This window comes from Pseudomonas sp. stari2, assembly GCF_040760005.1.
Classification (GTDB): Bacteria; Pseudomonadota; Gammaproteobacteria; order Pseudomonadales; family Pseudomonadaceae; genus Aquipseudomonas.
The window spans coordinates 958,006-982,500 of record NZ_CP099760.1; the positions used below are offsets into that span (position 1 = coordinate 958,006).

The window sequence follows — 24,495 nt, forward strand, 5'->3', positions numbered from 1 at the left end:
GGTCGTACTCCCTGTAGTGGATGCCTACAGGATCAACCTTGCCATGCTGGCAAGGTCAAGCGCCAGATTCCGCCGCCCGATCCGGGTAAGTCAATAACCGAGGTCGGTGCGCTTGAGGTACATGCCTTCCGCATTCATCGCGATGCGGAATTTCAGGATGTCGCCGGCATGCAGTTTGATCTCCTGCGAGCCCGGCGCGAGCATGCCCGGGTTGCAACCCGGCATTTGCCCTGGCAGCAGTTTCAGGCGCAGCGAGACATTGCCCGGCGGCAGGTTGAACGAAGTGCTTTGTTCCTGGAACAGTCGCGCCGACAGTTGATCCTGGATGTACACGCCGATTTCGCACGAGGTCGCGACTTCCAGGCGCTCGCGGGAAATGATCAGCACCCCGTAATCTTCTCCGGCGGCATGCACCGAAGGGATCGCGGCAAAGAGGCTGAGAAAGCCAAACAGGCTGAAAGCTGACCAGCGCATGGCTGAATCTCCTGAATTCATGTCATTGATGCACGCAGCTTGGCCGAGCGCGGCGCCGATTGCCAGCCCGGCAGTTTTTTGCAGAACTTGACCTTGCCATCGTGGCAAGCTCGAAACTGCCGGCAACCTCACTCAAAGGAGTCATTCCATGCAAGTGTTCACTGTTGAAGGCATGTCCTGCGGTCACTGTGTCAAAGCCGTCACCCAGGCGGTGCAGAGCAAGGATCCGGCCGCCAGCGTGCGGGTCGATCTGGCAGCGAAGGAAGTCGGCGTCGAAAGTGCGTTGAGCGCCGAGCAAGTGATCGAGGCGATCAGCGAAGAAGGTTATGCCATCAAACTCGCCTGATCTTTTTAATAGTTAGCGAGCTACCGGATTGTTCAAGGTGTCCTCGCGCGGCTAGACTGTCGGGCTGCATAGTCAGTCCGACTGCCCAACCCAACCGCCGCCCGAACTGGACGCCTGATGAACTTCCGTACCCTTCTGATTCTCGGTGCCTTGACCGCATTCGGTCCGTTGGCAATCGATTTCTATCTTCCCGCCTTTCCAACCATGGCGCTGGCGTTCGGCACGGATGAGAAACACGTCCAGCTGACGCTGTCGGCTTACTTTTTCGGCCTGTCCATCGGCCAACTGGCTTACGGGCCTTTGGCGGATCGCTTCGGTCGGCGGATTCCGCTGCTCATTGGTCTGACGCTGTTCACGCTGGCGTCGGTGGCCTGCGCCTACGCGCCGAATCTGGAATGGCTGATCGGTGCGCGGCTCGTGCAGGCACTGGGCGGATGCGCGGGGATGGTGATTTCCCGGGCGGTGGTCGCTGACAAATGCGACGCTGTGGGTTCGGCTAAAGTCTTTTCGCAACTGATGCTGGTAATGGGGCTGGCACCGATTCTGGCGCCAATGCTCGGCGGCCTGCTGGTGAACACGACGGGTTGGCAGTCGATCTTCCTGGTGCTGACCGGGTTCAGTGCCCTGGCCGGCCTGGCGGTGGCCCTCGGCCTGCCGGAAAGTCTGCCGGCCCATGTTCCGCGCCAGCCACTGTCCGGTGCACTGCGTCAGTACGGTCGACTGCTGACCGACCCGGTTTACATGGGCCATGCCCTGACCGGCGGCATCGCCATCGCCGGGATGTTTGCCTACATTGCCGGCTCGCCGTTCATTTTCATCAAGCTGTATGGCGTACCCGCCGAGCATTTCGGCTGGCTGTTCGGTACCAACGCCGCAGGGTTCATTCTGGTGGCGCAGGTCAATGCGCGATTGTTGGCCAAGCGCGGCCCGGCGTTTCTACTGTCACGGGCGGTCTGGGTTTATTTCGGCGCCGGACTGACGCTGCTCGGGGTCAGCGCCCTGCACACCGAGGCACTGTGGCCGCTGCTGATTCCATTGTTCATTTGCGTGGCGAGTCTTGGTTGCATCAGCCCCAATGCGGCGGCGAGTGCGATGAACGGGCAGGGCGCTCGCGCCGGCAGTGCGTCAGCATTGCTCGGCAGCATGCAGTTCAGCGTCGCCGCCGGGGCTTCGGCGCTGGTGGGGGTTTTGCACGATGGCACAGCCGTGCCGATGGCCATGGTCATCAGCCTGTGCGGTCTGTTGGTGGTCAGCACGGCGATGCTCACCCGGCGCATACAGAATGCCCGGGCGCTGGCAAAGGCGCAGGCCGAAGTCTGAACGGAAGAACTCAGCCGACAGCGCGTTGCTGGCCGAGGTCGGGAATCTGATGGGGCGCGTAGATACGCGCTTCTAGGGTGCGGGTGAAGGCCCGAGCTTCGGCCTCACTGCGGAATGTCACGGCGTGCTGGTCGAGACGAACTTGCCACTGGGACTTTGCCACTTCTTTTATCAGGATCTTCATTGCTGACCTCCCGGACGTAAAAGATTGCATCGCAGAGGTTTCGATTGTAGACCCGAATACGATCGCAATTGTGACAAGGGTCAAGCATCTGACTGACGGCAAAAAGCGACCGCAGCCCCCGCGTCAGATGCTTTTGGCACTGGCGAAGGCTGCGGTCTCCCAGGTTTTAGAAACTTTCTAAAACAATTTTCCCCTTGGCCTTGCCGCTTTCCAGCAATTCATGGGCACGGCGCAGATTGCTCGCGTTGATCTTGCCGAAGTGCTCGCCCACCGTGGTCTTCAACGTCCCTGCATCGATCAGGTCGGCCACCCGGTTGAGCAATTTGTGCTGCTCGATCATGTCTGGCGTTTCGAACAGCGAGCGGGTGTACATGAACTCCCAGTGCAGCGACAGGCTCTTGCGCTTGAGTTTGGTCACGTCCAGCGCCTTCGGATCATCGATCAGTGCCAGTTTTCCTTGCGGCGCCAGTGCCTCGACCAGTTGGTCCAGGTGCTGGTCGGTCTGAGTCAGGCTTGCGACGTGGGTCACATGGTCGAGGCCGGCGCGTTTCAGTTCATCGCTCAACGGCTGACTGTGATCGATCACCACATCGGCGCCCAGCTCGCTTACCCAGTCGCGGGTTTGTGGGCGAGAAGCGGTGCCGATCACTTTGAGTCCGGTCAACTGGCTGGCCAGTTGAGTGAGAATCGAGCCCACGCCGCCGGCCGCGCCGACGATCAGCAGACTCTGACCTTCGTCGATGTTGCCTTCGCGAATCTGCAGGCGTTCGAACAACAGCTCCCACGCCGTAATGGCAGTCAGCGGCAGGGCGGCGGCCTCGGCGAAACCGAGGGTTTTCGGCATATGACCGACGATCCGTTCATCCACCACGTGCAGTTCACTGTTGCCGCCGGCCCGGGCGATGGAGCCGGCGTAGAACACCTTGTCGCCCGCCTTGAACAGCGTCACTTCACTGCCGACCGACTTGACCACGCCGGCCACATCCCAGCCCAGCACTTTGGCGGCGCCGCCTTCTGGCGCGACGTTCTGGCGAACCTTGGTGTCGACCGGGTTGACCGAAATCGCTTTGACTTCCACCAGCAGGTCGCGCGGGCCGGCCACCGGCTCCGGGAGTTCGATGTCTTGCAGGGATTTTTCGTCGCTGATCGGCAGGGATGCGTAATAGGCGATGGCTTTCATGGATGACTCCGAAAGGTGCTTGAAGGAATGATTCAGGCGATGGCGCGCAGACGCTTGAGCTCGAAGTGTTCGAGGAACGCCTCGGCCTTGCTGCGGAAATGCTGGATATGTGCACTGTCGTCGTGGGCCTGCAAGGCTTTGTCACTGGCCCACTGCTCGATCATGTAGAAGGCCAGCGGGTTGGCCAGGTCCTGGTGCAGGTCGTATTGGCCGCAACCGGCTTCGGCGCGGGTCGGTTCGATCAGTGCGCGCAGGTGCTGTTCGAGGGCGTCCTGCTGGCCAGGTTTGGCAATCAGGGTGGCGATGGCTGTGAATGGCTGGGACATATTGATCTCCGGAACGGGATGAATTCGATGGGAGGCATGATTGGCTATTTCTACGCGAGATAAAACCGGCTAAAAGAGCAGTCTCTTTCATTTTTTTTTTGATAATCGAGGCTGAAATGCTGCGTTTCGATGACTTGCAGTTGTTTGTCCGGGCGGCGGATCTGGGCAGCCTGTCGGCCGCTGCACGGATGATGGACATGTCCGCCGCCGTGGCCAGCGCGGCGCTCAAGCGTATCGAACAACAACTCGGGGCACGACTGCTGGCACGCTCCACCCGTAGTTTGCGCCTGACCTCCGAGGGCGAAGGCTTCCTCGAATATGCCCGGGCGGCGTTGAGCAACCTGGATGAAGGCCGCCGTCTGTTGGCCAGCGGTCAGGATCAGGTCAGCGGAATTCTGCAGTTGTCTGCCCCCTCGGATTTCGGCCGCAACCTGCTGTTGCCGTGGCTTGATGAGTTTCAGCGTGAACACCCGAAACTGACCGTGCGTCTGCTGCTCGGCGACCGCATCGCCGACCTGTTTCACCAGCCGGTGGATATAGCCCTGCGTTATGGAGAACCGGAAGACTCCAGCCTGGTCGCGCTACCCATCGCCGCGCAGAACCGGCGGGTGCTTTGCGCCTCTCCCGGCTATCTGGCGAAGCATGGTGAGCCGACTCAACTCGAACAGCTCGCACAGCACAATTGCCTGTTGTACATGCTGGGCAGTCGGGTGCATGACCACTGGAGTTTCCATGACGGCAAACGTGAAGTCGGCCTGACGGTCAGTGGCGACCGCTTCAGCGATGACGCCGACGTGGTGCGTTTATGGGCCGTCGCGGGGGCGGGTATCGCTTACAAGTCCTGGCTGGATGTGGCTGATGATGTACTCGCCGGGCGACTGAAAGTACTGCTGCCAGGGTTGCTTTGCGAGCGGGCTCCGCTGAATCTGCTGTGCGCCCATCGCGCTCAATTGAGTAAGCCGGTGAACCTTCTGAGGGATATGCTCGCCAGCCGATGCGCCGAATTGAGTAGCCGATTTCCCGTTTTTTCGCAGGTTGATCATTAGTCGCAGGTAAATAGCGAAATTTCTGTCAGGAACAATCACCAGCTATACCCGCTCCGGCGCAGGACGCCGCGAGCAACCCGCTTATACTAGCGACCGCCTGAAGCCTGTACCGACACGCACGACAGGCACGATCAGACTGACACTTGGCGGGTAGCGGTGAAGGTCACGTCAAGTACTGCGAATGTCGGGTGGCAGTGAGTTGCCTTGCCTTGGATCAAGGCGTTTTGCGCGGCTTGGCCGACGACTGATTACTGGTCAAGATGTCTCTGAGCAGTAGACGATACGATTCAACAGGGAGTGAATACATGGAACATGCACCTTGCATCAGCCAGATCGCCACGTTGCTGGCCGATCCCAAACGCAGCGCAATGATGTGGGCGTTGATGGATGGCTCGGCCCGGCAGACCGAGGAGCTGGCGCTGCTGGCAGGCCTGTCGCCCTCGTCGGCCAGTGCGCACCTGGGGCGCTTGTCCGCTGGCGGTCTGTTGAAGGTCGAGGCCCGCGGGCGCAAGCGTTTTTTTCGCCTGGCAGCTCCCGAAATCGGCGCGGCCATCGAGGCCCTGGCCAGCGCCACGCTCGCGAGCGCTCCGCGGGAAATTCCCGACGTGCTCAAGCGCACCACGCCGATTGCCAGACCCCAGGCCGCGCCATCGTCACTGCTGCGTGCGCGTTTTTGCGATGACCATCTTGGCGGTACGCTGGCTGCCGACCTGTATCAGCGCCTGCTCGATTCGGGCTGGATCGAACAGTTCGAACATCGGGTGGTGGTCACCCACAAGGGAGCGACACAATTGGCCAGTCGCGGGGTCTTCATCCAGGCGCTGGCCCACCGCAATGCCCAGGTGGCTTGCGCTTGCCCGGACTGGAGCGAGCGTCGCCCGCACATGGGCGGTTCACTGGGCGCTGCGTTGCTGCAGTTGTTCATGCAGTCCGGCTGGTTGATGCTGCCCAACGACTCCCGCGCCCTGCAACTGACGGCGGCGGGGCAACGGGAAATTCATCGATTCGCCCGAGAAACCGAGCTGGAAATGGCGTTGTAGGGCACGTCTCGCCAGTGCGCTGATGACGGGCGTCGTCTACGGTTGGGAACAGGTCGCATCTGGCATAAGCGCTGAACGGCTATCGCGCACACTCGATCCGCGGACATTTCGGATGGAGGAGGTGGCATGGACACAGGAAGCTTCAGCGCGGCGGATCGACTGGAACGCCTGCCGGTCAGCGGTTATCACCGGATCATATTCATCATCATCGCCCTGGCGTTTTTCTTCGACTCCATGGATCTGGCGATGATGACCTTCCTGCTTGGCTCGATCAAAACCGAATTCGGCCTGAGTAGCGCCGAGGCCGGTCTGCTCGCCAGTTCGAGTTTTTTCGGCATGGTGCTGGGGGCGTCGCTGTCCGGACTACTCGCTGATCGTTTTGGCCGCAAACCGGTATTTCAGTGGAGCATCGTATTGTGGGGCGTGGCCAGTTACCTGTGCTCCACGGCGCAAACGGTCGAGAGCCTGACGCTGTTCCGCATCCTGCTGGGGATCGGCATGGGCATGGAGTTTCCGATTGCCCAGTCGATGCTGTCGGAGCTGATCCCGGCTCGTCGCCGCGGGCGCTACATTGCCTTGATGGACGGCTTCTGGCCGCTGGGTTTTGTCGCCGCCGGGGTGCTTTCGTATTTCCTGCTGCCGCTGATTGGCTGGCGCGACATCTTTCTGGTGTTGGCGGTGCCGGCAGTATTTGTACTGGCGATCCGCTTTTTCATTCCCGAGTCGCCGCGCTGGCTGGAGCAGGCGGGCAAGCATGAGGCCGCGGATAAGGTGCTGTGCACGATAGAGAGTAAGGTGCGGGCGTCGCTTGGCGGGGCTGCGTTGCCGGAGCCGGTTCGCCTGCCTCGGGTGATCACGCCTCCGGGCAACTTCCTGTCGGCCCTCGGCCAGATCTGGTCGCCGCTGTACCGCCAGCGCACAATGATGCTCTGGAGTCTATGGTTCTTTGCATTGCTCGGGTTCTACGGACTGACGTCCTGGCTCAGCGCGTTGCTGCAACAGTCGGGGTTCGCGGTCACTCAGTCGGTGTATTACACGGTGCTGATTTCCCTGGGCGGGATTCCCGGGTTCCTGATGGCGGCCTGGCTGGTGGAGCGCTGGGGACGTAAACCGGTGTGCATCGTTACGTTGCTGGGCGGCGGGGTGATGGCGTTTCTGTACGGCCAGAGTGCGGTGTTCGGCGGCAATGTCGGGCTGCTGATCGGCACGGGTCTGTTGATGCAGTTTTTCCTGTTCGGCATGTGGGCGGTGCTCTATACCTACACGCCGGAGTTGTACCCGACATCGGCGCGGGCGACGGGCTCGGGTTTCGCCTCGGCCATCGGGCGCATGGGGTCGCTGCTCGGGCCGTTGATCACCGGGTTGGTTTTTCCGATTACCGGGCAGGGCGGGGTGTTTGCGCTGGGGGCGTTGTGCTTTGCGATAGCCGCGGGAGTGGTGTGGCTGTTCGGGATGGAGACCCGGGGCAAGACGCTGGAAGAGTTGACTGAAACGGTTGTGCGCTGAGACCGGAAAAGCCGTTCGAACACGGGCGTGTTCGAACGGCTTTCTACTGTTACGGCTTCACCAACCGTGCATCCAGGCTGTTTTGCGCCAGGCGCTTGGCCTGATCCTGAGTCATGCCCAGGTGAGTGTGCAGGGCGTGGAAGTTCTCGGTGACATAGCCACCGAAGTACGCCGGGTCATCGGAGTTCACCGTGACCTTCACGCCGCGCTCAAGCATATCGAGGATGTTGTGCTGCGACATGTGATCGAACACGCAGAGCTTGGTGTTCGACAGCGGGCACACGGTCAGCGGGATCTGCTCGTCGATGATCCGCTGCATCAGGCGCTCGTCTTCGATGGCGCGCACGCCATGGTCGATGCGCTGGATTTTCAGCAGGTCGATGGCTTCCCAGATGTACTCCGGCGGGCCTTCCTCGCCGGCGTGGGCGACGGTCAGGAAGCCTTCGTGACGGGCACGGTCGAACACACGCTGGAATTTGCTCGGCGGGTGGCCCATCTCGGAGCTGTCCAGACCCACGGCGACAAACGCATCACGGAACGGCAGCGCCTGGTCGAGGGTTTTCTGCGCTTCGTCTTCGCTCAGGTGGCGCAGGAAACTCAGGATCAAACCGCTGGTGATGCCCAGTTGCTGCTCTCCATCTTTCAGCGCGGCGGCGATGCCGTTGAGCACCACTTCGAACGGGATGCCACGGTCGGTGTGAGTTTGCGGATCGAAGAACGGCTCGGTGTGGATCACGTTCTGTTCTTTGCAGCGCAGCAGGTAAGCCCAGGTCAGGTCGTAGAAATCCTGGGAAGTGCGCAGCACGTCGGCGCCCTGGTAATACAGGTCGAGGAATTCCTGCAGGTTGTTGAAGGCGTAGGCCTTGCGCAGGGTTTCGACGTCGCTCCACGGCAGAGCGATCTTGTTGCGTTCGGCCAGAGCGAACAGCAGCTCGGGCTCCAGCGAGCCTTCGAGGTGCAAGTGCAGTTCGGCCTTGGGCAGGGCGTTGAGCCAGTCGTACATTATTGGAATCTCATCAGGTGCAATGGCGGGCATTCTACAGATGCCCGCCGAAACAATTGGCAAAACCTGACCAACCGATCCATCACACGGCTTTCTGTTCCCTTCGGTAAGCGTAGGTATCGGCGAATCGCGACAGCAGGAATTCGGCGCAGGTGGTGGTCGGATATTTCGCCGGATGGTGTGCGTCCTGGCAACCGGGCAGGCATTCGATACGGGTGTCCGGATGCGGCTCGGCGAAAAACGGCATCGAATAGCGATCCACGCCGAGCGGGCTGATCACCCGATGCGGGGTCGAGCGATAACGGTCGTTGCTCCAGCGCGCCATCATGTCGCCGAGGTTGACCACGAACGTGCCGTCGATGGGCGGGGCGTCGATCCAATGGCCTTTGACGTTTTTCACCTGCAAGCCGCCGGCGGTGTCCTGATACAACAAAGTGATGCAGCCGTAATCGGTGTGCGCGCCGGCGCCTTGTTGCTCGGCGGAACTGGCGGTATGGCGCGGTGGGTAGTGGATCATCCGCAGCACACTGACCGGTTCGTTGAAGCGTGTATCGAAGAAGTCGCGCTCGATGCCCAGCGCTAACGTCATGGCCCGCAACAGGGTTTGCGCGAGGGCCTGCATGTCGCGGTAGTGCTGCTCCATCAGCGCTTCCCAGCCGGGAATCGCTGGATGACGGTTGGGGCCGCGCAAGGGTTTTTCCGCCAGCACCTCGGGATGATCGGCCGGCAGGTACAAGCCCATGTCGAAGGTTTCCTTGAGGTCGCTGGGTTTGTCCGGGTCGAGTTGTTCGGTGGCGATGGCGCCGTAGCCGCGGTGATGGGCGGTCTGGGTGATGTCGATCTTGAGTTTTTCTTCTGCCGGTTGCGCAAAAAAGCGCTGCGCGTAATCAAGCAGGGCGGCGATACGCTGGGCGGAAATCGGATGACCCTTGATATAGAAGAAGCCCCATACGCGGCAGGCGTGATCAATCTGTTCGGCGACGGCGGGCCAGGCGTTCTGGTCGTCAGAGTAGAGCGGCGAGATGTCGATGATTGGAAGCTGATCCATACACAATCCTTGAATACGCAGAAATCCAATTGTGGGAGCAAGCCCGCTCCCACAGGTGGAATGGTGGTGGGGCCGGTCTTACTTCGGCATCTCGGCCTTCATGCCTTCGACGTAATAGTTCATCGACGCCAGTTCCACGTTGGTCGCGCTCTTGCCCGCCGGGATTTTCTCGACCCCGGCCTGATCCTTGATCGGCCCAGTGAAGGGCTGCAGGGCGCCGCTCTTGATGTCGGCGATGATCTGCTCGGCTTCGGCCTTCACCGGTGCCGGCACCAGATCGCTGATCGGCAGTTCGACCGTGCCTTCCTTCAGCCCGCCCCAGTAGTCCTGGGATTTCCAGTTGTGGTCGATCACGCTCTGGGTCGCCTGAATGTAGTGCGGTGCCCAGTCGTTGACGATTGAAGTCAGCACCGCTTTCGGACCGAAGTGCGCCATGTCCGAAGCGTAGCCCACGGCGTACACGCCACGCCGCTCGGCGGCCTGAATCGGCGCCGGGCTATCCGTGTGCTGGAACACCACGTCCACGCCCTGATCGATCAGCGCGTTGGCGGCGTCGGCTTCCTTGCCAGGATCGAACCACGAGTTGACCCACACCACTTTGATCTCGGTGCCGGGGTTGTACTTGTTCAGGGCCAGCTGGATGGCGTTGATGTCGCGGATCACTTCCGGAATCGGGAACGAGGCGACGTAACCGATCTTCTTGGTCTTGGTCATCTTCGCCGCGAGGAAGCCGCCGACATAACGGCCCTCATACGTGCGCGCCAGATAGGTGCCGAGGTTCTTCTCCTGCTTGTAGCCGGTAGCGTGTTCGAAGGTCACCTTGGGAAACTGCTTGGCGACTTTCACCGTGGGGTTCATATAGCCGAAGGAGGTGGTGAAGATCAGGTCGTAATTGTCCTTGGCCATGTTGCGGATCACCCGCTCGGCATCGGCGCCTTCGGCGACGTTTTCCACGTAGTTGGTGGTGATCTGCGTGCCGAGCTTTTCCGCCAGCGCCTTGCGCCCCTGTTCATGCTGATACGTCCAGCCGTGGTCGCCGATGGGGCCGATGTAGACGAAACCGACTTTCAGTGGATCGGCGGCACTGACGCCCAGGCTGAGGCCGAGGCCCATGGCGATGCACAGCAGTTTCTGCAATGGACGTTTTTGCATGAACGCGAACTCCCTTTTGTTGTGTGTGGGGAGGGCAATGCAAAAGGCTGACCAAGCGGACAACAAATCGAGTCGAAATCGCGACGAGGCCTTTGCGGGCAAGCCCGCTCCCACAAAAACACCGCGATCCCTGTGGTAGCGAGCTTGCTCGCGATGAGGCCGGCCGGGCCGAAAAAAGTGCATGTCCTTACAGAGACGCCATTCACTGGTGCGCTAAGGTGTAACGAAACGTTAGCGCCGCCCCGCAGTCAGTAGCTCATTCGCACTCTTCGGCAAAAAGGCCCGTCATGTTCACCATCCTCAAGCAAGAAAGCTTTCTGCTGTTGGCCGTCATCGCCGCCTGTGTTGCCTATCCGCTGGAGCACTGGTTGCTGCACAGCGGCCAGGTCGTTGCCCTGACGGCCGGGCTGGTGCTGATCGCGTTCATCGTCGCCGCCTCGATGCGCGTCGCCCATCAGGCCGAACTGCTCGCGGAAAAGGTCGGCGATCCTTATGGCACGATGATCCTGACCCTCGCCGCCGTGCTGGTGGAAGTGGTGATCCTGGCGATCATGATGAGCAACGAAGCCTCGTCGACTCTGGTGCGCGACACGATCTATTCGGCGGTGATGCTCGACATCAACGGCATCCTTGGTCTTGCCGCGCTGATGGGCGGGATCAAGCATGGCGAGCAGTCCTACAACGACGACTCGGCCCGCAGTTACAGCGTAATGATCCTCACCGCCATGGGCGTATCGATGGTGGTGCCGGAGTTCATTCCCGTGGCCGACTGGAAAATCTATTCGGCGTTCACCATCGGCGCGATGGTGCTGCTTTACGCATTGTTTTTGCGGATGCAGGTCGGGCCGCACAGTTATTTTTTCAGCTATAGCTACCCGGATAAACGCCGCAGGAAAGAGCCGGCGGAGCAGGAGCCGAAACCGGTCAGCCTGGCACTGTCGATCGGCATTCTGGTCTTCGGTGTGGTGGTGATCGGTGCACTGGCCGAGGTGATGTCCAAGACCCTCGATCTGGGGCTGGAAGGGACGGGCGCACCGCCGGTGATTACGGCGATTCTGGTGGCGGCGATTTCAGCCGCGCCGGAGATTCTGACCGCGTTGCGTGCAGCGTTGGCCAACCGCATGCAGTCGGTGGTCAACATCGCGATGGGGGCTTCGTTGTCGACGGTGATCCTGACGGTGCCGGTGATGGAAGCGATGGCGCTCTACACCGGTCAGCCGTTTCAGATGGCTATGACGCCGGTGCAGACCGTGATGATCTTCATCACGCTGATCGTCAGCGCGATCAACCTCAATGACGGCGAGACCAATGCCATTGAGGGCATGACCCATTTTGTGTTGTTTGCGACGTTCATCATGTTGTCGCTGCTGGGGTTGTGATTGATCTCTCCCACGCTGACGGTTCGATGCCTCGACGTGGGAGCGATCAGGTCAGAAGGGTAATCAGGTGCCGGCGATCAACTGTCGAGCTGCCTGACTGTGATCGGCAATCAGGCCTTTGAGATCCAGCCCTTCAACCTGCCCGTCAACCACGCGCCACTTGCCGCCGACCATCACCCGATCCGCGCGGTCCGCACCGCACAACAGCAGCGCCGAAATCGGGTCATGGCTGCCGGAGAAGCGCAGCTCATCGAGCTTGAACAACGCCAGATCCGCCTGCTTGCCCACCGCCAGCTCACCGATATCGGTGCGGCCCAGCAGGCTCGCCGAACCCTTGGTCGCCCAGCCCAGCACGCGTTCTGGGGTGATCTTCTCGGCACCGTAACGCAGGCGCTGAATGTACAGAGCCTGACGCGCCTCGAGGATCATGTTCGACGCATCGTTGGACGCCGAGCCATCCACACCGATACCGAACAATGCGCCGGCATCGGTCAGTTCGATGCTCGGGCAGATGCCGGACGCCAGGCGCATGTTCGAGCTCGGGCAGTGGCAGATACCGGTGCCGGCCGCTCCGAGACGGGCGATTTCGTCGGGGTTGAAGTGGATGCCGTGGGCCAGCCAGGTGCGCGGGCCGAGCCAGCCGACGCTGTCCAGATAATCCACGGTGCGCAGGCCGAAGCGTTGCAGGCAGAAATCTTCTTCGTCGAGGGTTTCGGCGAGGTGAGTGTGCAGGCGCACATCAAGCTTGTTCGCCAGTTCGGCGCTGGCGGACATGATTTCCGGGGTCACCGAGAACGGCGAGCACGGCGCCAGAGCGATCTGGATTTGCGCACCGTCGCCACGTTCGTGGTACTCGTGAATGAGGCGCTGGCTGTCGTCGAGAATCACCTGGCCTTCCTGTACGGTCTGCTGCGGAGGCAGGCCGCCGTCCTTCTCACCGAGGCTCATCGAACCACGGGTGAGCATGGCGCGCATGCCCAGTTCGCGCACGGTTTCGACTTGCACGTCGATGGCGTTTTCCAGGCCATCCGGGAACAGGTAGTGGTGATCGGCGGCGGTGGTGCAACCCGACAGCAGCAACTCGGCCAGCGCGACTTTGGTGGCGAGGGCGAGTTTTTCAGGCGTCAGGCGCGCCCAGACCGGGTACAGGGTTTTCAGCCACGGGAACAACGGCTGGTTGACCACCGGCGCCCAGGCGCGGGTCAGGGTCTGATAGAAGTGGTGATGGGTGTTGATCAGGCCCGGCAGGATCACGTGTTCACGGGCGTCGAACACTTCATTGCATGGGGCGGAGGGTTGCTGGCCAGCGCCGAGCACTTCGGTGATCACACCGTCTTGCAGCACCAGGCCGCCACGGGCATCGAGACCGTTGGCCGTGAAAATGGCGAGGGGATTTTTTAACCAGATACGGGTCGCAGGCATTGTGGCCGGCTCCTCTGAAAGTTGGGTTCAGGGTTGCCAGCTCAGTGTTGCCCTGTCTGCTGATCCAGGGTCGCCGCGAAGGACGAGGTGCGGAGTTTCGAACAAAATGTTGCGACGGGCAAGCCCAACCCGACCAGACACCGGGATAACCCTGTGGGAGCGAACCCCCACAGGGTCCAGTGATTACCAGGGAATGGTTTCACCTTTGTAGTTCACGAAGTGATGGCCGCCCTTGCCGGTAAACGCGTCCACTTGATCCACCAGGCCACGGGTGCTGGTCTCCACGTCGATGTCGGCGCCTTCGCCGCCCATGTCGGTTTTCACCCAGCCCGGATGCAGCGACAACACCGTGAGTTTCTGCTCGCCCAACTGAGTGACGAAGCTGTTGGTCATCGAGTTCAGCGCCGCTTTGCTGGCCTTGTACAGCGCCAGTTCCGGCGCGTCGGGCATGGTCACGCTGCCGAGCACCGAACTCATGAACGCCAGCACGCCGCTGCCGTCGCGAATCTGTCCGACGAAGCGTTGGGCCAGGTTGATCGGCGCCACGGCGTTGGTGAAGAACAGCTGACCGACTTCCGCCAGTGTCGCGCCACCCGGGGTCTGCACGTCAGGGCCTTTGACCCCGGCATTGACGAACAGCAGGTCGAAAGTCTCGCCCTTGAGCCGCTGGCTCAGAGCGATCACCGCTTGCTGGTCGTCCATGTCGAGTTTTTCGATCTGCACGTTACCCAGTGCTTTCAGTGCCTCGGCGTTCGCAGGATTGCGAACCGTGGCGGTGACTTGCCAGCCGTCGGCCAGCAGGGTTTTCACCAGTCCCAGGCCCAGGCCCCGGGAGGCGCCGATGATCAGTGCGTGCTTGGCAGAATTCAATGCGGACATGATGGGCTTTCCTTGAAAGTTGAAAGATCACGGGTTCAATGGACAGCGTTGACCGAGCCGATGCTGCAATTCGTGGCGCAGCTCGCCGAGTTCGGCGATGCGGGTTTCGACCAGCTTGAGTTTGTCTTGCAACAGTTGCGTGACGGTGGTGTCGGGATTTGGCGATTGCCACAACGCGCCAACACTGCTGCCGATCTCGCCGAGGGTAAAGCCCAGGCGCTGCGCCGTTTTGATGTAGAGCACCAATTGCACCATCTCCGGGGGATAGTCGCGATAACCGTTGGCGCTGCGTTGCGCCGCGATCAATCCGCGCTCCTCGTAAAAACGCAGCGTGTCACGGCTGACATCGCAGGCCTGGGCTAACTCACCGATGCGCATCTTGCAGGTCTCGAAAGTGTTTGACCCTGGAGCATACTCCAGGCTTTACCGTGGTTGCTCCCTTAATTTTCGGAGCAAGGATGATGTGGACTTCAACGCAGTATCGGCAGTTGGTGCGCGGCAGCGCCTGGTATGACTTGATCGTGACGGCGGCGTTTGTCACACCGTGGAGTTTTGCTGTGTTGCATGGGTTGCTGACGGCGCTGAGTCAGGCGCTGGAGCTGCCCGGTGAGCTGCCGCCGTTCGAACCGGCGCACCTGTTGATAGCCAATCTGTTCGGTTCGGTGGTGTGCTTGTGGGCGGTGCTGCGGATTCGTGATCCGCAGCCGGTTTATGGGCGCTATGACGCGGTGGGCCGGTTTCTGTTCGCCGCGTGGATGACGTATGCCCTGGCCCACGGTGCCAGTTCGTTGGTGATGGGTTTCCTGGTTCTCGAAGTGGCGTGGGGCATCGCTCAGGCATTGCCGGTTCGGCCGCTGTCGCGAGCCGTCACGGCTTAATGCCCGGCCTGCCACGGCTGCCCCAGTGATACCGGCGCATACAACCGTGTACGCACTGCATCCCGCGACAACAACACCAGCACCAGAATGGTCGCGACATACGGCAGCATCGCCAGCAAGCTCGAAGGAATCGCCAGCCCCAACCCCTGCGCCACCAGGTGCAGGATGCTGGCGAGTCCGAACAGATAGGCGCCGAGCAACAGTCGCCACACCCGCCAACTGGCGAACACCACCAGCGCGAGGGCGATCCAGCCACGCCCGGCGGTCATGTTCTCGGCCCACATCGGCGTGTACGCCAGCGACAGATAAGCTCCGGCCAACCCGGCCATCGCTCCGCCAAACAATACGGCCAGTGTACGCACGGTCAGCACCGGCAGCCCCATGGCACTGGCTGCGTCCGGGTTCTCGCCGACCGCTTGAATGATCAGCCCGATACGGCTTTTGACGATCACCCAGGCCACCAGCGCAAACAGCGCGAACGACAGATACACCAGCAGATCCTGGGCAAACAACATGCGGCCGATCAGCGGGATTTCGCTCAAGTAAGGAATGGCGAGCGGCTCGAAACCGGCCAGCGGTTTGCCAACCCACGCTGCGCCGACAAAGGTCGACAGGCCCACGCCAAAAATCGTCAGTGCCAGCCCGGTCGCCACCTGATTGGCATTGAACACCAGCGCCACCAGAGCAAACAGCGACGACAACAGCATCCCGGCGAGCATCGCCAACACCACGCCGAGCCATAGATTGCCGGTGCTGAAGGCGACGATGAAACCAATCACGGCACCAAACAGCATCATCCCTTCCTGCCCGAGGTTGAGCACGCCGCTCTTTTCGCAGATCAGTTCACCCAGCGCCACCAGCAACAGCGGAGTGCCGCAGCGCACCATGGCGTAGAAAATATTGCTCAGCAGATCGATATCCATCACAGCGCCCCGGCGGTTACGGCAGTAGTAGATGTGCGCCGCGCCCAGCGCAGGCTCAGGCGTGGTCGGTAGAGGATCAGCACGTCACAGGCCAGCAGAAAAAACAGCATCATTCCCTGGAACAACTGGGTGATCGCCTGCGGCAGGTTCAGCGTCATCTGCGCGCTCTCGCCACCGATGTACAGCAGCGCCATCAACAGGCTGGAAAACAGAATACCGATGGGATTGAGCCGCCCGAGAAACGCTACGGTGATCGCTGCATAGCCGTATCCGGGTGAGACTTGCGGCACCAGTTGCCCGATCGGCCCGGTGACTTCGCACACCCCGGCCAGCCCGGCCAGTGAGCCGCTGATCAACAGCGCGAGCCAGATCAGACGTTTCTCGCGAAAACCGGCAAAACCCGCCGCGCGTTTATCCAGCCCGAGCACTTTGATCTGGAAACCGACAAAGCTTTTCTGCAACAACACCCACACCACCACCAGCGCGAGCAGGGCGAAATACACCCCGGCGTGAACCCGGCCATCCTCCATCAACAGCGGCAGGCGGCTGGCGTCGCCGAACATCGCCGACTCGGGAAAGTTGTACCCGGCCGGGTCCTTCAATGGCCCGTGGACGCAGAACAGCAGCAGGTTCAGCGCGATGTAATTAAGCATGATGCTGGTAAGAATTTCGTTGGCATTGAAGCGTGTGCGCAACCAAGCGGTGAGCCCGGCCCACGCGGCACCGGCGAGTGTGCCGATGAGCAGGATCAGCACCAAGGCCCAGCGGCTTTGCATATCGATGAGGTTCACCGCCAGCGCACTGCCGGCCAACGCGCCGAGCAACAATTGGCCTTCGGCGCCGATGTTCCAGATCCGCGCCTGATAGGCCACCGCCAGACCCAGGGCGCAGAGCAGGATCGGCAATGCCTTGACCAGCAATTCCGAGACGCCATACAGGTCGCTGACCGGCGCGACCAACAAGGTGTGCAAGGTTTGCAGCGGGTCATGACCGAGGGCGATGAACAGCAACGAGCCACAGCCGAGGGTCAGCACCGCCGCCAACAGTGGCGAGCACCACAGCATCAGGCGCGACTGCCGGCCACGGGGTTCGAGGGAAAGCAACATGGGAAAACTCCGTTAAACCGTGGCCGGTTGTGATTGAGGGGTGGCGAATTGGCCGGCCATCCAGCCGCCGACGTCGCTGAGTCGGGTCAGCGCGGTGTCCTGCAACGCCGACAGACGCCCGCCGCACAGCGCGCCGAGGCGATCGCTGATCTGGAACAGTTCGTCGAGGTCTTCGGAAATCACCAGAATCGCCGCCCCGGCATCGCGCAGGGCAATCAGAGCGCGGTGGATGGTGGCCGCCGCGCCGACATCCACGCCCCAGGTCGGATGTGCGGCGATCAGAAGTTTCGGTTGCTGGAGGATTTCCCGGCCAAGGATGAATTTCTGCAGATTGCCGCCGGACAGGCTGCGGGCAGCGGTTTGAGTGTCCGGGGTTTTCACGCCGAAGCGCTGGATGATCGTTTCGGCGAGGGCTTCGACCTTGCCGCGCTCGATCAAGCCGTGGCTGACCAGACCTTGTTGAAAGGCGGTAAGCAGGGCGTTGTCCGCCAGGCTCATGTCCGGCACCGCGCCATGCCCGAGACGTTCGGCGGGGACGAATGCGAGGCCGAGTCTGCGCCGTGCATCCGGGCGCAGATCAGCGACGGCGTGTTCTCGGAAGCGGATGGTTGGCGCTACGTTGTGGGGCAATGTCTGTTCGCCGCTGAGCAAGGCCAATAACTCGTCCTGACCGTTGCCTGCCACGCCAGCGATGCCGACGATTTCACCGCTGCGCACCTGCAGGTCGATGTCGCTCAGGGAGCAGCCAAACGGATCCGGGTTGTGCCAGTTCAATCCGCTGACCTGCAAAAACGCCGCGCCACCGCTGACTTTCGTGAACTCGCCGATCAATGTCGCGGCGTCGCCCACCATCAATTGCGCCAGTTGCCGATCGCTGCAATCGGCCGGCACGCAATGCCCGGCAACCCGCCCGCCACGCAGCACCGTGGCGCTGTGGCACAAGGCGCGCACCTCACCGAGTTTGTGGCTGATGAACAGAATGCTGCAGCCCTCCGTCGCGAGTCGGCGCAGGGTGATGAACAACTCGTCGGCTTCCTGCGGCGTGAGCACCGAGGTCGGTTCATCGAGAATCAGCAAGCGAATGTCTTGCATCAGGCAACGAACGATCTCGACCCGTTGCCGCTCGCCGATCGACAGGCTGTGGACAAGTCGCTGGGGCTCCAGCGCCATGCCGTATCGGCGCGACACTTCACGGATTTTCGCTTCAAGCTGTTTCGGCGAACCGGCCGCCGGGCCCATCGCCAGTGCGATGTTTTGCGCAACGCTCAGAGTCTCGAACAGCGAAAAATGCTGAAACACCATGCCGATCCCCAACTGCCGCGCCTGGGCGGGGTTGCGCATGGTCACCGGTTGACCCTGCCACTGCATCTCACCCGCATCGGCCTGGGTGACGCCGTAGATGATTTTCATCAACGTACTTTTACCGGCACCGTTTTCACCGAGCAGCGCGTGGATTTCACCGGGGGCGATGCTCAGGTCGATGGCGTCATTGGCGAGGCAACCGGGATAACGCTTGCTGATGTGGCGCAGTTGCAGGCGCGGTGGGGACGTGGGATTTGGCATGACAGGCTCGGGTTGCTTGGAGTTGTGCCTGTGGATAAAGCAATTTCCTGGCCATTGAGTCAGGAACCCGTCAAGCGCTTGCCCGGCGACCCTTCTTGTAGAGCCACGAAGGTAAAACTGCCACGATGCGCGGCACCAATTAAGCGCAAGGCCTTTGCTCAGGCTCCAGTTTTGATCGTGAAATTCTGGTTAAAAAACGAGCAATCCCGTCTGAGCCAAGCTGCACGTGCGGCTACGGGAGTCATGAACGGGTTATCCACAGGTTGCTCCACAGTATTTGTGCGCAATCGGACAACCTTGGCATAAGCGCAACGGTGCTATCTCCCAATGGCGATAAACAGATCTAACTGATTGTTTTTGTTTGGAATTAAACTTTTTTCAGGTGCTTTGGGCGAAAAGTGTACAAATCGCGCAAAGCCACGTGACAGAAGGGTTACAGCGGTGTGTGCTCAGGTTATCCACAGTCGGGTGCACAGCTGATGTGGGCAAGTCGGTGGAATAAGCCAATCGTGTCGTGCCCTGAAATATTGCAGGCTCAGCGCTGGAGCAGGATGCGCCCGCGGCTGAGATCGGCCAGTTGGTTTTGCAGCAACAGGATCTGCGCTTCCCCCACTGCCAGCTGCAATTCGACGCCGTTGGCGGTGAAGTTTTCCTCCACCACCAGACCGCCGAGATCCGCCACCCGCAATTTCACCAGCGCCAGCTCGGCAAACCCGCAGGCACAACGCAAGGGCACACGGTTGATCAATTCGATTTTCACTGCGGCTTGCAGGCACTTGTTGGCGCCGCCGCCATAGGCTCGGGCCAATCCGCCGGTGCCCAGTTGGATGCCGCCGTACCAGCGGATTACCAGCACGGCGACCTGATCGCAATCCTGCGCCTCGATGGCCGCGAGAATCGGCCGTCCGGCGGTGCCGCCCGGTTCACCGTCGTCGTTGCTGCGGTACTGGTCGCCGAGTTTCCACGCCCAGCAATTGTGCGAGGCGTTCACGTCGCTGTGCTGCTCGATAAAAGCTTGCGCCTCGGCAGGGCTGCCGATCGGCGCGGCGAAGGTGATGAAACGGCTTTTGCGAATCTCTTCGCGAAACTCGCAAAAGTCGCGGAGGGTGAAAGGCATAAATATCTTATAGAGAAGGAGTGAGGCCGCAGCCTTTGAGAATGATGCGGATCAGGTTGTTGCCGGCGTCTTCCATGTCTTGTTTGGTCAACTTGCTGCGACCGGTCACCCGGCAGATCTGGGTGGCGAAGTCAGCGTAATGCTGGGTGCTGCCCCACAACAGGAAAATCAGGTGCACCGGATCTACCGGGTCCATCTTGCCGGCATCGATCCACGCCTGGAACACCGCGGCCCGACCCAGGAACCAGGCGCGGTAGTCCTGGTTGAAATACTCGGTCAGGCATTCGCCGCCGCTGATCACTTCCATCGCAAAGATTCGCGACGCTTGTGGCTGGCGACGGGAAAATTCCATTTTCGCGCGGATGTAGCGAGTCAGCGCTTCGGCCGGATCGTCCTCGGCCGTCAGGGTGTTGAAGGTACTGTCCCACAGCTCGAGGATGTTGCTCAGCACCGCCACGTACAACCCGAGCTTGTTGGTGAAGTAGTAATGCAGATTCGCCTTGGGCAACCCGGCCTTGGTGGCGATGGTGTTCATGCTGGTGCCTTTGTACCCGTGACGGGCGAACTCGTCTTCGGCGGCTTTGATGATGGTCTCTTCGTTCTTCTGACGAATGCGGCTGGCAGGTTTGCCGCCGTGAGCGGGGACTTCAAAGGTCATAGGCACTTCCGGGTTTGTCTGTGGGGTGCAACCAGTTGCGTTGATAGCGCAACCATCGGTCTGCGACAAGCCCCAGGCAATAAAACGCCGGTCATCAGCGGGTGGCGGCCAGGCTTTCGAGAAAACTTTCCAGTACCAGATGCGGGCGGCGGCCCTTGCGGGTGACCGAGGCCAGGCTCAAGTCATAGAACCGCGTTTTGGCCTTGAGCGCTCGTAGCCGTCCCTGTTGTACCCAGAGACTGGCGTAGTGATCTGGCAGATAACCGATGTAACGTCCGGTCAGAATCAGGAATGCCATACCCTCGCGGTCGGAGGCGCTGGCGGTGCAATTGAGTGCCTGATAATGCGCCTGGATCTCCGCCGGCAAGCGGAAGGTCGGCGCGATGGCGTCCTGACTGTTCAGGCGTTCGTCATCCAGCTGTTTATCGTCGACGTAAAACAGCGGATGGCCGACCGCGCAATAAAGCAGTGAGCGCTCGCTGTACAGCGGCTGATATTCCAGTCCCGACAGCGCACTGGCCTGCGGCACCACGCCAACGTGCAGGCGTCCGTCGAGCACACCTTGTTCGACTTCGTTGGGGGCGATCATGCGTATCTGGATTTGCACGTCCGGCCCGCGCTCTTTCAACTGCGCGAGCGCGTGGGTGATGCGCATGTGGGGCAGGGTGACGAGGTTGTCGGTCAGGCCGATGATCAACTCGCCACGCAAGTGCTGGTGCAGGCCGTTGACCTCGGTGCGGAAACTTTCCAGCGCACTTAGAAGCTGCAACGCCGATTGATAGACCTCACGGCCTTCTTCAGTCAGGGAGAAACCGGCGCGCCCACGCTGGCACAGACGCAGGCCGAGGCGTTGTTCCAGATCGCTCATCTGCTGGCTGATTGCCGAGCGACCTATGCCGAGCACGGTTTCCGCCGCCGAGAAGCCGCCGCACTCCACCACGCTGCGAAAAATCCGCAACAGGCGAATGTCAAAGTCACTGACCTGGGCCAGTGGATCGGGGCGACGGCTGCTCATCTTGTTGTACTCATTGTTTAGCAAGGTTCTAACTGAAGGTTAGAAAAGTTGGATTTCACCGACTTTATCGGCGTGGCAACTTAGCTGCAACAACGACTTTTATCTCCCTGAAGCTTATTGCCCTGCGAGGTTTTGCCCGATGAACATGCCTGAAAACGCGTCGTCGCCACTGGCCAGCCAACTGAAGCTGGACGCGCACTGGATGCCGTACACCGCCAACCGCAACTTCCAGCGCGACCCGCGTCTGATCGTCGGTGCCGAAGGCAGCTGGCTGATCGACGACAAGGGCCGCAAGGTGTACGACTCGCTGTCCGGTCTGTGGACCTGTGGCGCCGGGCATACCCGCAAGGAAATCCAGGAAGCGGTGGCCAAGCAGTTGGGCACGCTCGATTATTCGCCGGGCTTCCAGTACGGTCACCCGCTGTCGTTCCAGTTGGCCGAGAAGATCACCGATCTGACCCCGGGCAACCTGAACCATGTGTTCTTCACCGACTCCGGTTCCGAGTGCGCCGATACCGCAGTGAAAATGGTCCGTGCCTACTGGCGCCTGAAAGGCCAGTCGACCAAAACCAAAATGATCGGTCGTGCCCGTGGCTACCACGGCGTGAACATTGCCGGTACCAGCCTCGGCGGCGTCAATGGCAATCGCAAGCTGTTCGGTCAGGCGATGATGGATGTCGATCACCTGCCGCACACTCTGCTGGCGAGCAATGCCTTCTCCCGTGGCATGCCGGAGCAGGGCGGTATCGCGCTGGCCGATGAGCTGCTGAAGCTGATCGAGTTGCACGACGCTTCGAACATCGCTGCGGTGTTCGTTGAGCCTCTGGCCGGTTCTGCTGGCGTGCTGGTTCCGCCACAGGGTTATCTGAAGCGTCTGCGCGAGATCTGCGATCAGCACAACATCCTGCTGGTGTTCGACGAAGTGATCACCGGTTTCGGCCGTACCGGCACCATGTTCGGCGCCACCACCTTCGGCGTGACCCCGGACCTGATGTGTATCGCCAAGCAAGTCACCAACGGCGCGATCCCGATGGGTGCGGTGATTGCCAGCTCCGAGATCTATCAGACCTTCATGAACCAGCCGACCCCGGAATACGCCGTGGAATTCCCGCACGGCTACACCTATTCCGCGCACCCGGTGGCTTGCGCCGCAGGCCTGGCAGCACTCGACCTGCTGCAAAAGGAAAACCTGGTACAGAGCGTGGCCGAAGTCGCACCGCATTTCGAAAATGCCCTGCACGGCCTGAAAGGTGCGAAGAACGTCATCGACATCCGCAACTACGGCCTGGCCGGCGCGATCCAGATCGCGGGCCGTGACGGCGACGCCATCGTGCGTCCGTTCGAAGCCGGCATGGCGTTGTGGAAAGCCGGGTTCTACGTGCGCTTCGGCGGCGACACCCTGCAGTTCGGCCCAACCTTCAACAGCAAGCCGCAAGACCTTGATCGTCTGTTCGACGCGGTCGGCGAAGTGCTGAACAAGCTCGACTGATTTTTCCTTCTATATATACCCACAAAAACGGACACCCCATGGTGGGTGCCCGTGGACAAGAATTCAGGAGTTTTCGATGAGCGTTATCCCGCATTTGATCAATGGCGAACTGGTGACCGAGAACGGTCGCTCAGTCGATGTGTTCAACCCGTCCACCGGTCAGGCGATCCATAAGCTGCCACTGGCCAGTCAGGAAACCATCCAGAAAGCCATCAATGCTGCCAAGGCTGCGTTCCCGGCCTGGCGTAACACGCCTGCGGCAAAACGTGCCCAGGTGATGTTCCGTTTCAAGCAACTGCTGGAGCAGAACGAAGCGCGCATCTCGCAATTGATCAGTGAAGAACACGGCAAGACCCTCGAAGATGCTGCCGGTGAACTGAAGCGTGGTATCGAGAACGTCGAGTTTGCTTGTGCCGCTCCGGAAATCCTCAAGGGCGAGTACAGCCGCAATGTCGGCCCGAACATCGATGCCTGGTCGGACTTCCAGCCGCTGGGCGTAGTGGCCGGCATCACCCCGTTCAACTTCCCGGCCATGGTGCCACTGTGGATGTATCCGCTGGCGATCGTCTGTGGCAACTGCTTCATCCTCAAGCCGTCCGAGCGTGATCCGAGCTCGACCCTGCTGATCGCTCAACTGCTGCTGGAAGCCGGCCTGCCCAAAGGCGTGCTGAGCGTAGTGCACGGCGACAAGACTGCGGTGGACGCGCTGATCGAAGCGCCGGAAGTCAAAGCGCTGAGCTTCGTGGGCTCGACGCCGATTGCTGAGTACATCTATGCCGAGGGCACCAAGCGTGGCAAACGCGTGCAGGCACTGGGTGGCGCGAAGAACCATGCGGTGTTGATGCCGGACGCAGATCTGGACAACGCGGTCAGCGCACTGATGGGCGCGGCTTACGGTTCATGTGGCGAGCGCTGCATGGCGATCTCGGTGGCCGTATGTGTGGGTGACCAGGTAGCCGATGCACTGGTTGCGAAGCTGGTTCCACAGATCAAGGCATTGAAAATCGGTGCCGGTACTTCTTGCGGTCTGGATATGGGGCCGTTGGTTACTGGTCAGGCTCGTGACAAGGTCAGCGGTTATGTCGATGACGGCGTGGCGGCGGGCGCGACCCTGGTGGTCGATGGTCGTGGTCTGAGCATTGCCGGTCATGAAGAAGGCTTCTTCCTCGGTGGCTGCCTGTTCGACAACGTCACCCCTGAGATGCGCATCTATAAAGAGGAGATCTTCGGGCCTGTGCTGTGTGTCGTTCGGGTGAACAGCCTGGAAGAAGCAATGCAACTGATCAACGATCACGAATACGGCAACGGCACCTGCATCTTTACCCGCGACGGTGAAGCGGCGCGTCTGTTCTGCGACGAGATCGAAGTCGGCATGGTTGGCGTCAACGTTCCATTGCCGGTGCCGGTGGCTTACCACAGCTTCGGCGGCTGGAAGCGTTCG

The 24,495-nt window shown here is 60.9% G+C and carries 25 protein-coding genes (1 of these 25 only partly in view); 9 read left to right on the forward strand and 16 right to left on the reverse strand.

Annotated elements, in window-relative coordinates; translation table 11 throughout:
- Positions 1-90: 90 nt before the first annotated feature.
- Entirely contained in the window at positions 91-474 is a 384-nt protein-coding gene (locus NH234_RS04235) for a hypothetical protein (protein ID WP_085732773.1), read from the reverse strand.
- 148 nt (positions 475-622) lie between these two features.
- On the opposite strand from NH234_RS04235, the gene NH234_RS04240 reads away from it, so the two are divergent.
- Both NH234_RS04240 and NH234_RS04245 read left to right on the forward strand, forming a co-directional pair.
- On the forward strand, positions 623-820 hold the full coding sequence (locus NH234_RS04240; protein ID WP_007958490.1) for a heavy-metal-associated domain-containing protein: 198 nt from the start codon (positions 623-625) through the stop codon (positions 818-820).
- A gap of 117 nt (positions 821-937) precedes the next feature.
- Positions 938-2,140, forward strand: a complete 1,203-nt coding sequence (locus tag NH234_RS04245; RefSeq protein WP_085732774.1) for a multidrug effflux MFS transporter — start codon at positions 938-940, stop codon at positions 2,138-2,140.
- A gap of 10 nt (positions 2,141-2,150) precedes the next feature.
- On the opposite strand, the gene NH234_RS04250 is transcribed toward NH234_RS04245, so the two are convergent.
- The 3 genes from NH234_RS04250 to NH234_RS04260 form a co-directional block, all read right to left on the reverse strand.
- Entirely contained in the window at positions 2,151-2,324 is a 174-nt protein-coding gene (locus NH234_RS04250) for a hypothetical protein (protein WP_170929593.1), read from the reverse strand.
- A 166-nt stretch (positions 2,325-2,490) separates the two neighbouring features.
- A complete protein-coding gene (locus NH234_RS04255; protein ID WP_085732775.1) occupies positions 2,491-3,504 on the reverse strand; it encodes a zinc-binding alcohol dehydrogenase family protein in 1,014 nt (337 codons plus the stop codon).
- Positions 3,505-3,536: 32 nt separating this feature from the next.
- The gene (locus NH234_RS04260; protein ID WP_085732776.1) at positions 3,537-3,830 is read right to left on the reverse strand and encodes a putative quinol monooxygenase; all 294 of its coding nucleotides are present in this window, start codon (positions 3,828-3,830) and stop codon (positions 3,537-3,539) included.
- Positions 3,831-3,946: 116 nt separating this feature from the next.
- On the opposite strand from NH234_RS04260, the gene NH234_RS04265 reads away from it, so the two are divergent.
- The 3 genes from NH234_RS04265 to NH234_RS04275 all read left to right on the forward strand — a co-directional run bounded on the left by NH234_RS04265 (position 3,947) and on the right by NH234_RS04275 (position 7,422).
- Positions 3,947-4,876 carry a LysR family transcriptional regulator gene (locus NH234_RS04265; protein WP_367255697.1) on the forward strand — a complete coding sequence of 310 codons (930 nt, stop codon included), beginning with the start codon at positions 3,947-3,949 and terminating at the stop codon, positions 4,874-4,876.
- Between the two features lie 305 nt (positions 4,877-5,181).
- Complete coding sequence (locus NH234_RS04270) at positions 5,182-5,916, forward strand: ArsR/SmtB family transcription factor (protein ID WP_367255698.1); 735 nt, start codon at positions 5,182-5,184, stop codon at positions 5,914-5,916.
- 126 nt (positions 5,917-6,042) lie between these two features.
- Positions 6,043-7,422 carry an MFS transporter gene (locus NH234_RS04275; RefSeq protein WP_367255699.1) on the forward strand — a complete coding sequence of 460 codons (1,380 nt, stop codon included), beginning with the start codon at positions 6,043-6,045 and terminating at the stop codon, positions 7,420-7,422.
- 49 nt (positions 7,423-7,471) lie between these two features.
- On the opposite strand, the gene NH234_RS04280 is transcribed toward NH234_RS04275, so the two are convergent.
- The 3 genes from NH234_RS04280 to NH234_RS04290 all read right to left on the reverse strand — a co-directional run bounded on the left by NH234_RS04280 (position 7,472) and on the right by NH234_RS04290 (position 10,625).
- Positions 7,472-8,425: an adenosine deaminase gene (locus NH234_RS04280; protein WP_007958502.1), complete on the reverse strand. Its 954-nt coding sequence runs from the start codon at positions 8,423-8,425 to the stop codon at positions 7,472-7,474.
- An 82-nt stretch (positions 8,426-8,507) separates the two neighbouring features.
- On the reverse strand, positions 8,508-9,473 hold the full coding sequence (locus tag NH234_RS04285; RefSeq protein ID WP_367255700.1) for an isopenicillin N synthase family dioxygenase: 966 nt from the start codon (positions 9,471-9,473) through the stop codon (positions 8,508-8,510).
- Between the two features lie 78 nt (positions 9,474-9,551).
- Positions 9,552-10,625 carry a BMP family ABC transporter substrate-binding protein gene (locus tag NH234_RS04290; protein ID WP_282317641.1) on the reverse strand — a complete coding sequence of 358 codons (1,074 nt, stop codon included), beginning with the start codon at positions 10,623-10,625 and terminating at the stop codon, positions 9,552-9,554.
- A gap of 287 nt (positions 10,626-10,912) precedes the next feature.
- Here NH234_RS04290 and NH234_RS04295 point away from each other — a divergent pair, with 287 nt between their 5' ends.
- Positions 10,913-12,004 (forward strand): calcium:proton antiporter, encoded by a 1,092-nt coding sequence (locus NH234_RS04295; protein ID WP_085732782.1) that lies wholly within the window; start codon positions 10,913-10,915, stop codon positions 12,002-12,004.
- Between the two features lie 63 nt (positions 12,005-12,067).
- Here NH234_RS04295 and NH234_RS04300 read toward each other — a convergent pair whose 3' ends face one another.
- The 3 genes from NH234_RS04300 to NH234_RS04310 form a co-directional block, all read right to left on the reverse strand.
- Positions 12,068-13,426, reverse strand: a complete 1,359-nt coding sequence (locus NH234_RS04300; RefSeq protein WP_085703492.1) for an 8-oxoguanine deaminase — start codon at positions 13,424-13,426, stop codon at positions 12,068-12,070.
- 183 nt (positions 13,427-13,609) lie between these two features.
- The gene (locus NH234_RS04305; RefSeq protein ID WP_085732798.1) at positions 13,610-14,296 is read right to left on the reverse strand and encodes an SDR family oxidoreductase; all 687 of its coding nucleotides are present in this window, start codon (positions 14,294-14,296) and stop codon (positions 13,610-13,612) included.
- A 36-nt stretch (positions 14,297-14,332) separates the two neighbouring features.
- Positions 14,333-14,683, reverse strand: a complete 351-nt coding sequence (locus NH234_RS04310) for a MerR family transcriptional regulator (protein ID WP_085700934.1) — start codon at positions 14,681-14,683, stop codon at positions 14,333-14,335.
- Positions 14,684-14,766: 83 nt separating this feature from the next.
- Between NH234_RS04310 and NH234_RS04315 the strand changes: the two genes are divergently transcribed.
- Positions 14,767-15,183, forward strand: a complete 417-nt coding sequence (locus NH234_RS04315; protein ID WP_367255701.1) for a hypothetical protein — start codon at positions 14,767-14,769, stop codon at positions 15,181-15,183.
- Here NH234_RS04315 and NH234_RS04320 read toward each other — a convergent pair.
- From NH234_RS04320 to NH234_RS04345, 6 genes are all read right to left on the reverse strand, one after another.
- Complete coding sequence (locus NH234_RS04320; RefSeq protein WP_085732784.1) at positions 15,180-16,106, reverse strand: ABC transporter permease; 927 nt, start codon at positions 16,104-16,106, stop codon at positions 15,180-15,182. The genes NH234_RS04315 and NH234_RS04320 overlap by 4 nt on opposite strands.
- The gene (locus NH234_RS04325; protein ID WP_085732785.1) at positions 16,106-17,212 is read right to left on the reverse strand and encodes an ABC transporter permease; all 1,107 of its coding nucleotides are present in this window, start codon (positions 17,210-17,212) and stop codon (positions 16,106-16,108) included. The genes NH234_RS04320 and NH234_RS04325 overlap by 1 nt, the downstream gene beginning before the upstream one ends.
- Positions 17,213-17,224: 12 nt before the next feature.
- Entirely contained in the window at positions 17,225-18,775 is a 1,551-nt protein-coding gene (locus tag NH234_RS04330; RefSeq protein ID WP_367255702.1) for an ABC transporter ATP-binding protein, read from the reverse strand.
- A 535-nt stretch (positions 18,776-19,310) separates the two neighbouring features.
- Positions 19,311-19,892, reverse strand: a complete 582-nt coding sequence (locus NH234_RS04335) for a YigZ family protein (protein ID WP_085732787.1) — start codon at positions 19,890-19,892, stop codon at positions 19,311-19,313.
- A gap of 7 nt (positions 19,893-19,899) precedes the next feature.
- On the reverse strand, positions 19,900-20,550 hold the full coding sequence (locus NH234_RS04340; RefSeq protein WP_085732788.1) for a TetR/AcrR family transcriptional regulator: 651 nt from the start codon (positions 20,548-20,550) through the stop codon (positions 19,900-19,902).
- 94 nt (positions 20,551-20,644) lie between these two features.
- Complete coding sequence (locus NH234_RS04345) at positions 20,645-21,565, reverse strand: LysR family transcriptional regulator (RefSeq protein ID WP_056725212.1); 921 nt, start codon at positions 21,563-21,565, stop codon at positions 20,645-20,647.
- A gap of 139 nt (positions 21,566-21,704) precedes the next feature.
- On the opposite strand from NH234_RS04345, the gene NH234_RS04350 reads away from it, so the two are divergent.
- Positions 21,705-23,054 carry an aspartate aminotransferase family protein gene (locus NH234_RS04350; RefSeq protein ID WP_007958518.1) on the forward strand — a complete coding sequence of 450 codons (1,350 nt, stop codon included), beginning with the start codon at positions 21,705-21,707 and terminating at the stop codon, positions 23,052-23,054.
- A 76-nt stretch (positions 23,055-23,130) separates the two neighbouring features.
- A protein-coding gene (locus NH234_RS04355) for a CoA-acylating methylmalonate-semialdehyde dehydrogenase (RefSeq protein ID WP_085732790.1) crosses the window boundary here: on the forward strand, positions 23,131-24,495 show its 5' portion. 129 nt of this gene lie beyond the right edge of the window; the window shows 1,365 of its 1,494 coding nt (coding positions 1-1,365); the start codon lies at positions 23,131-23,133; the stop codon falls past the right edge of the window.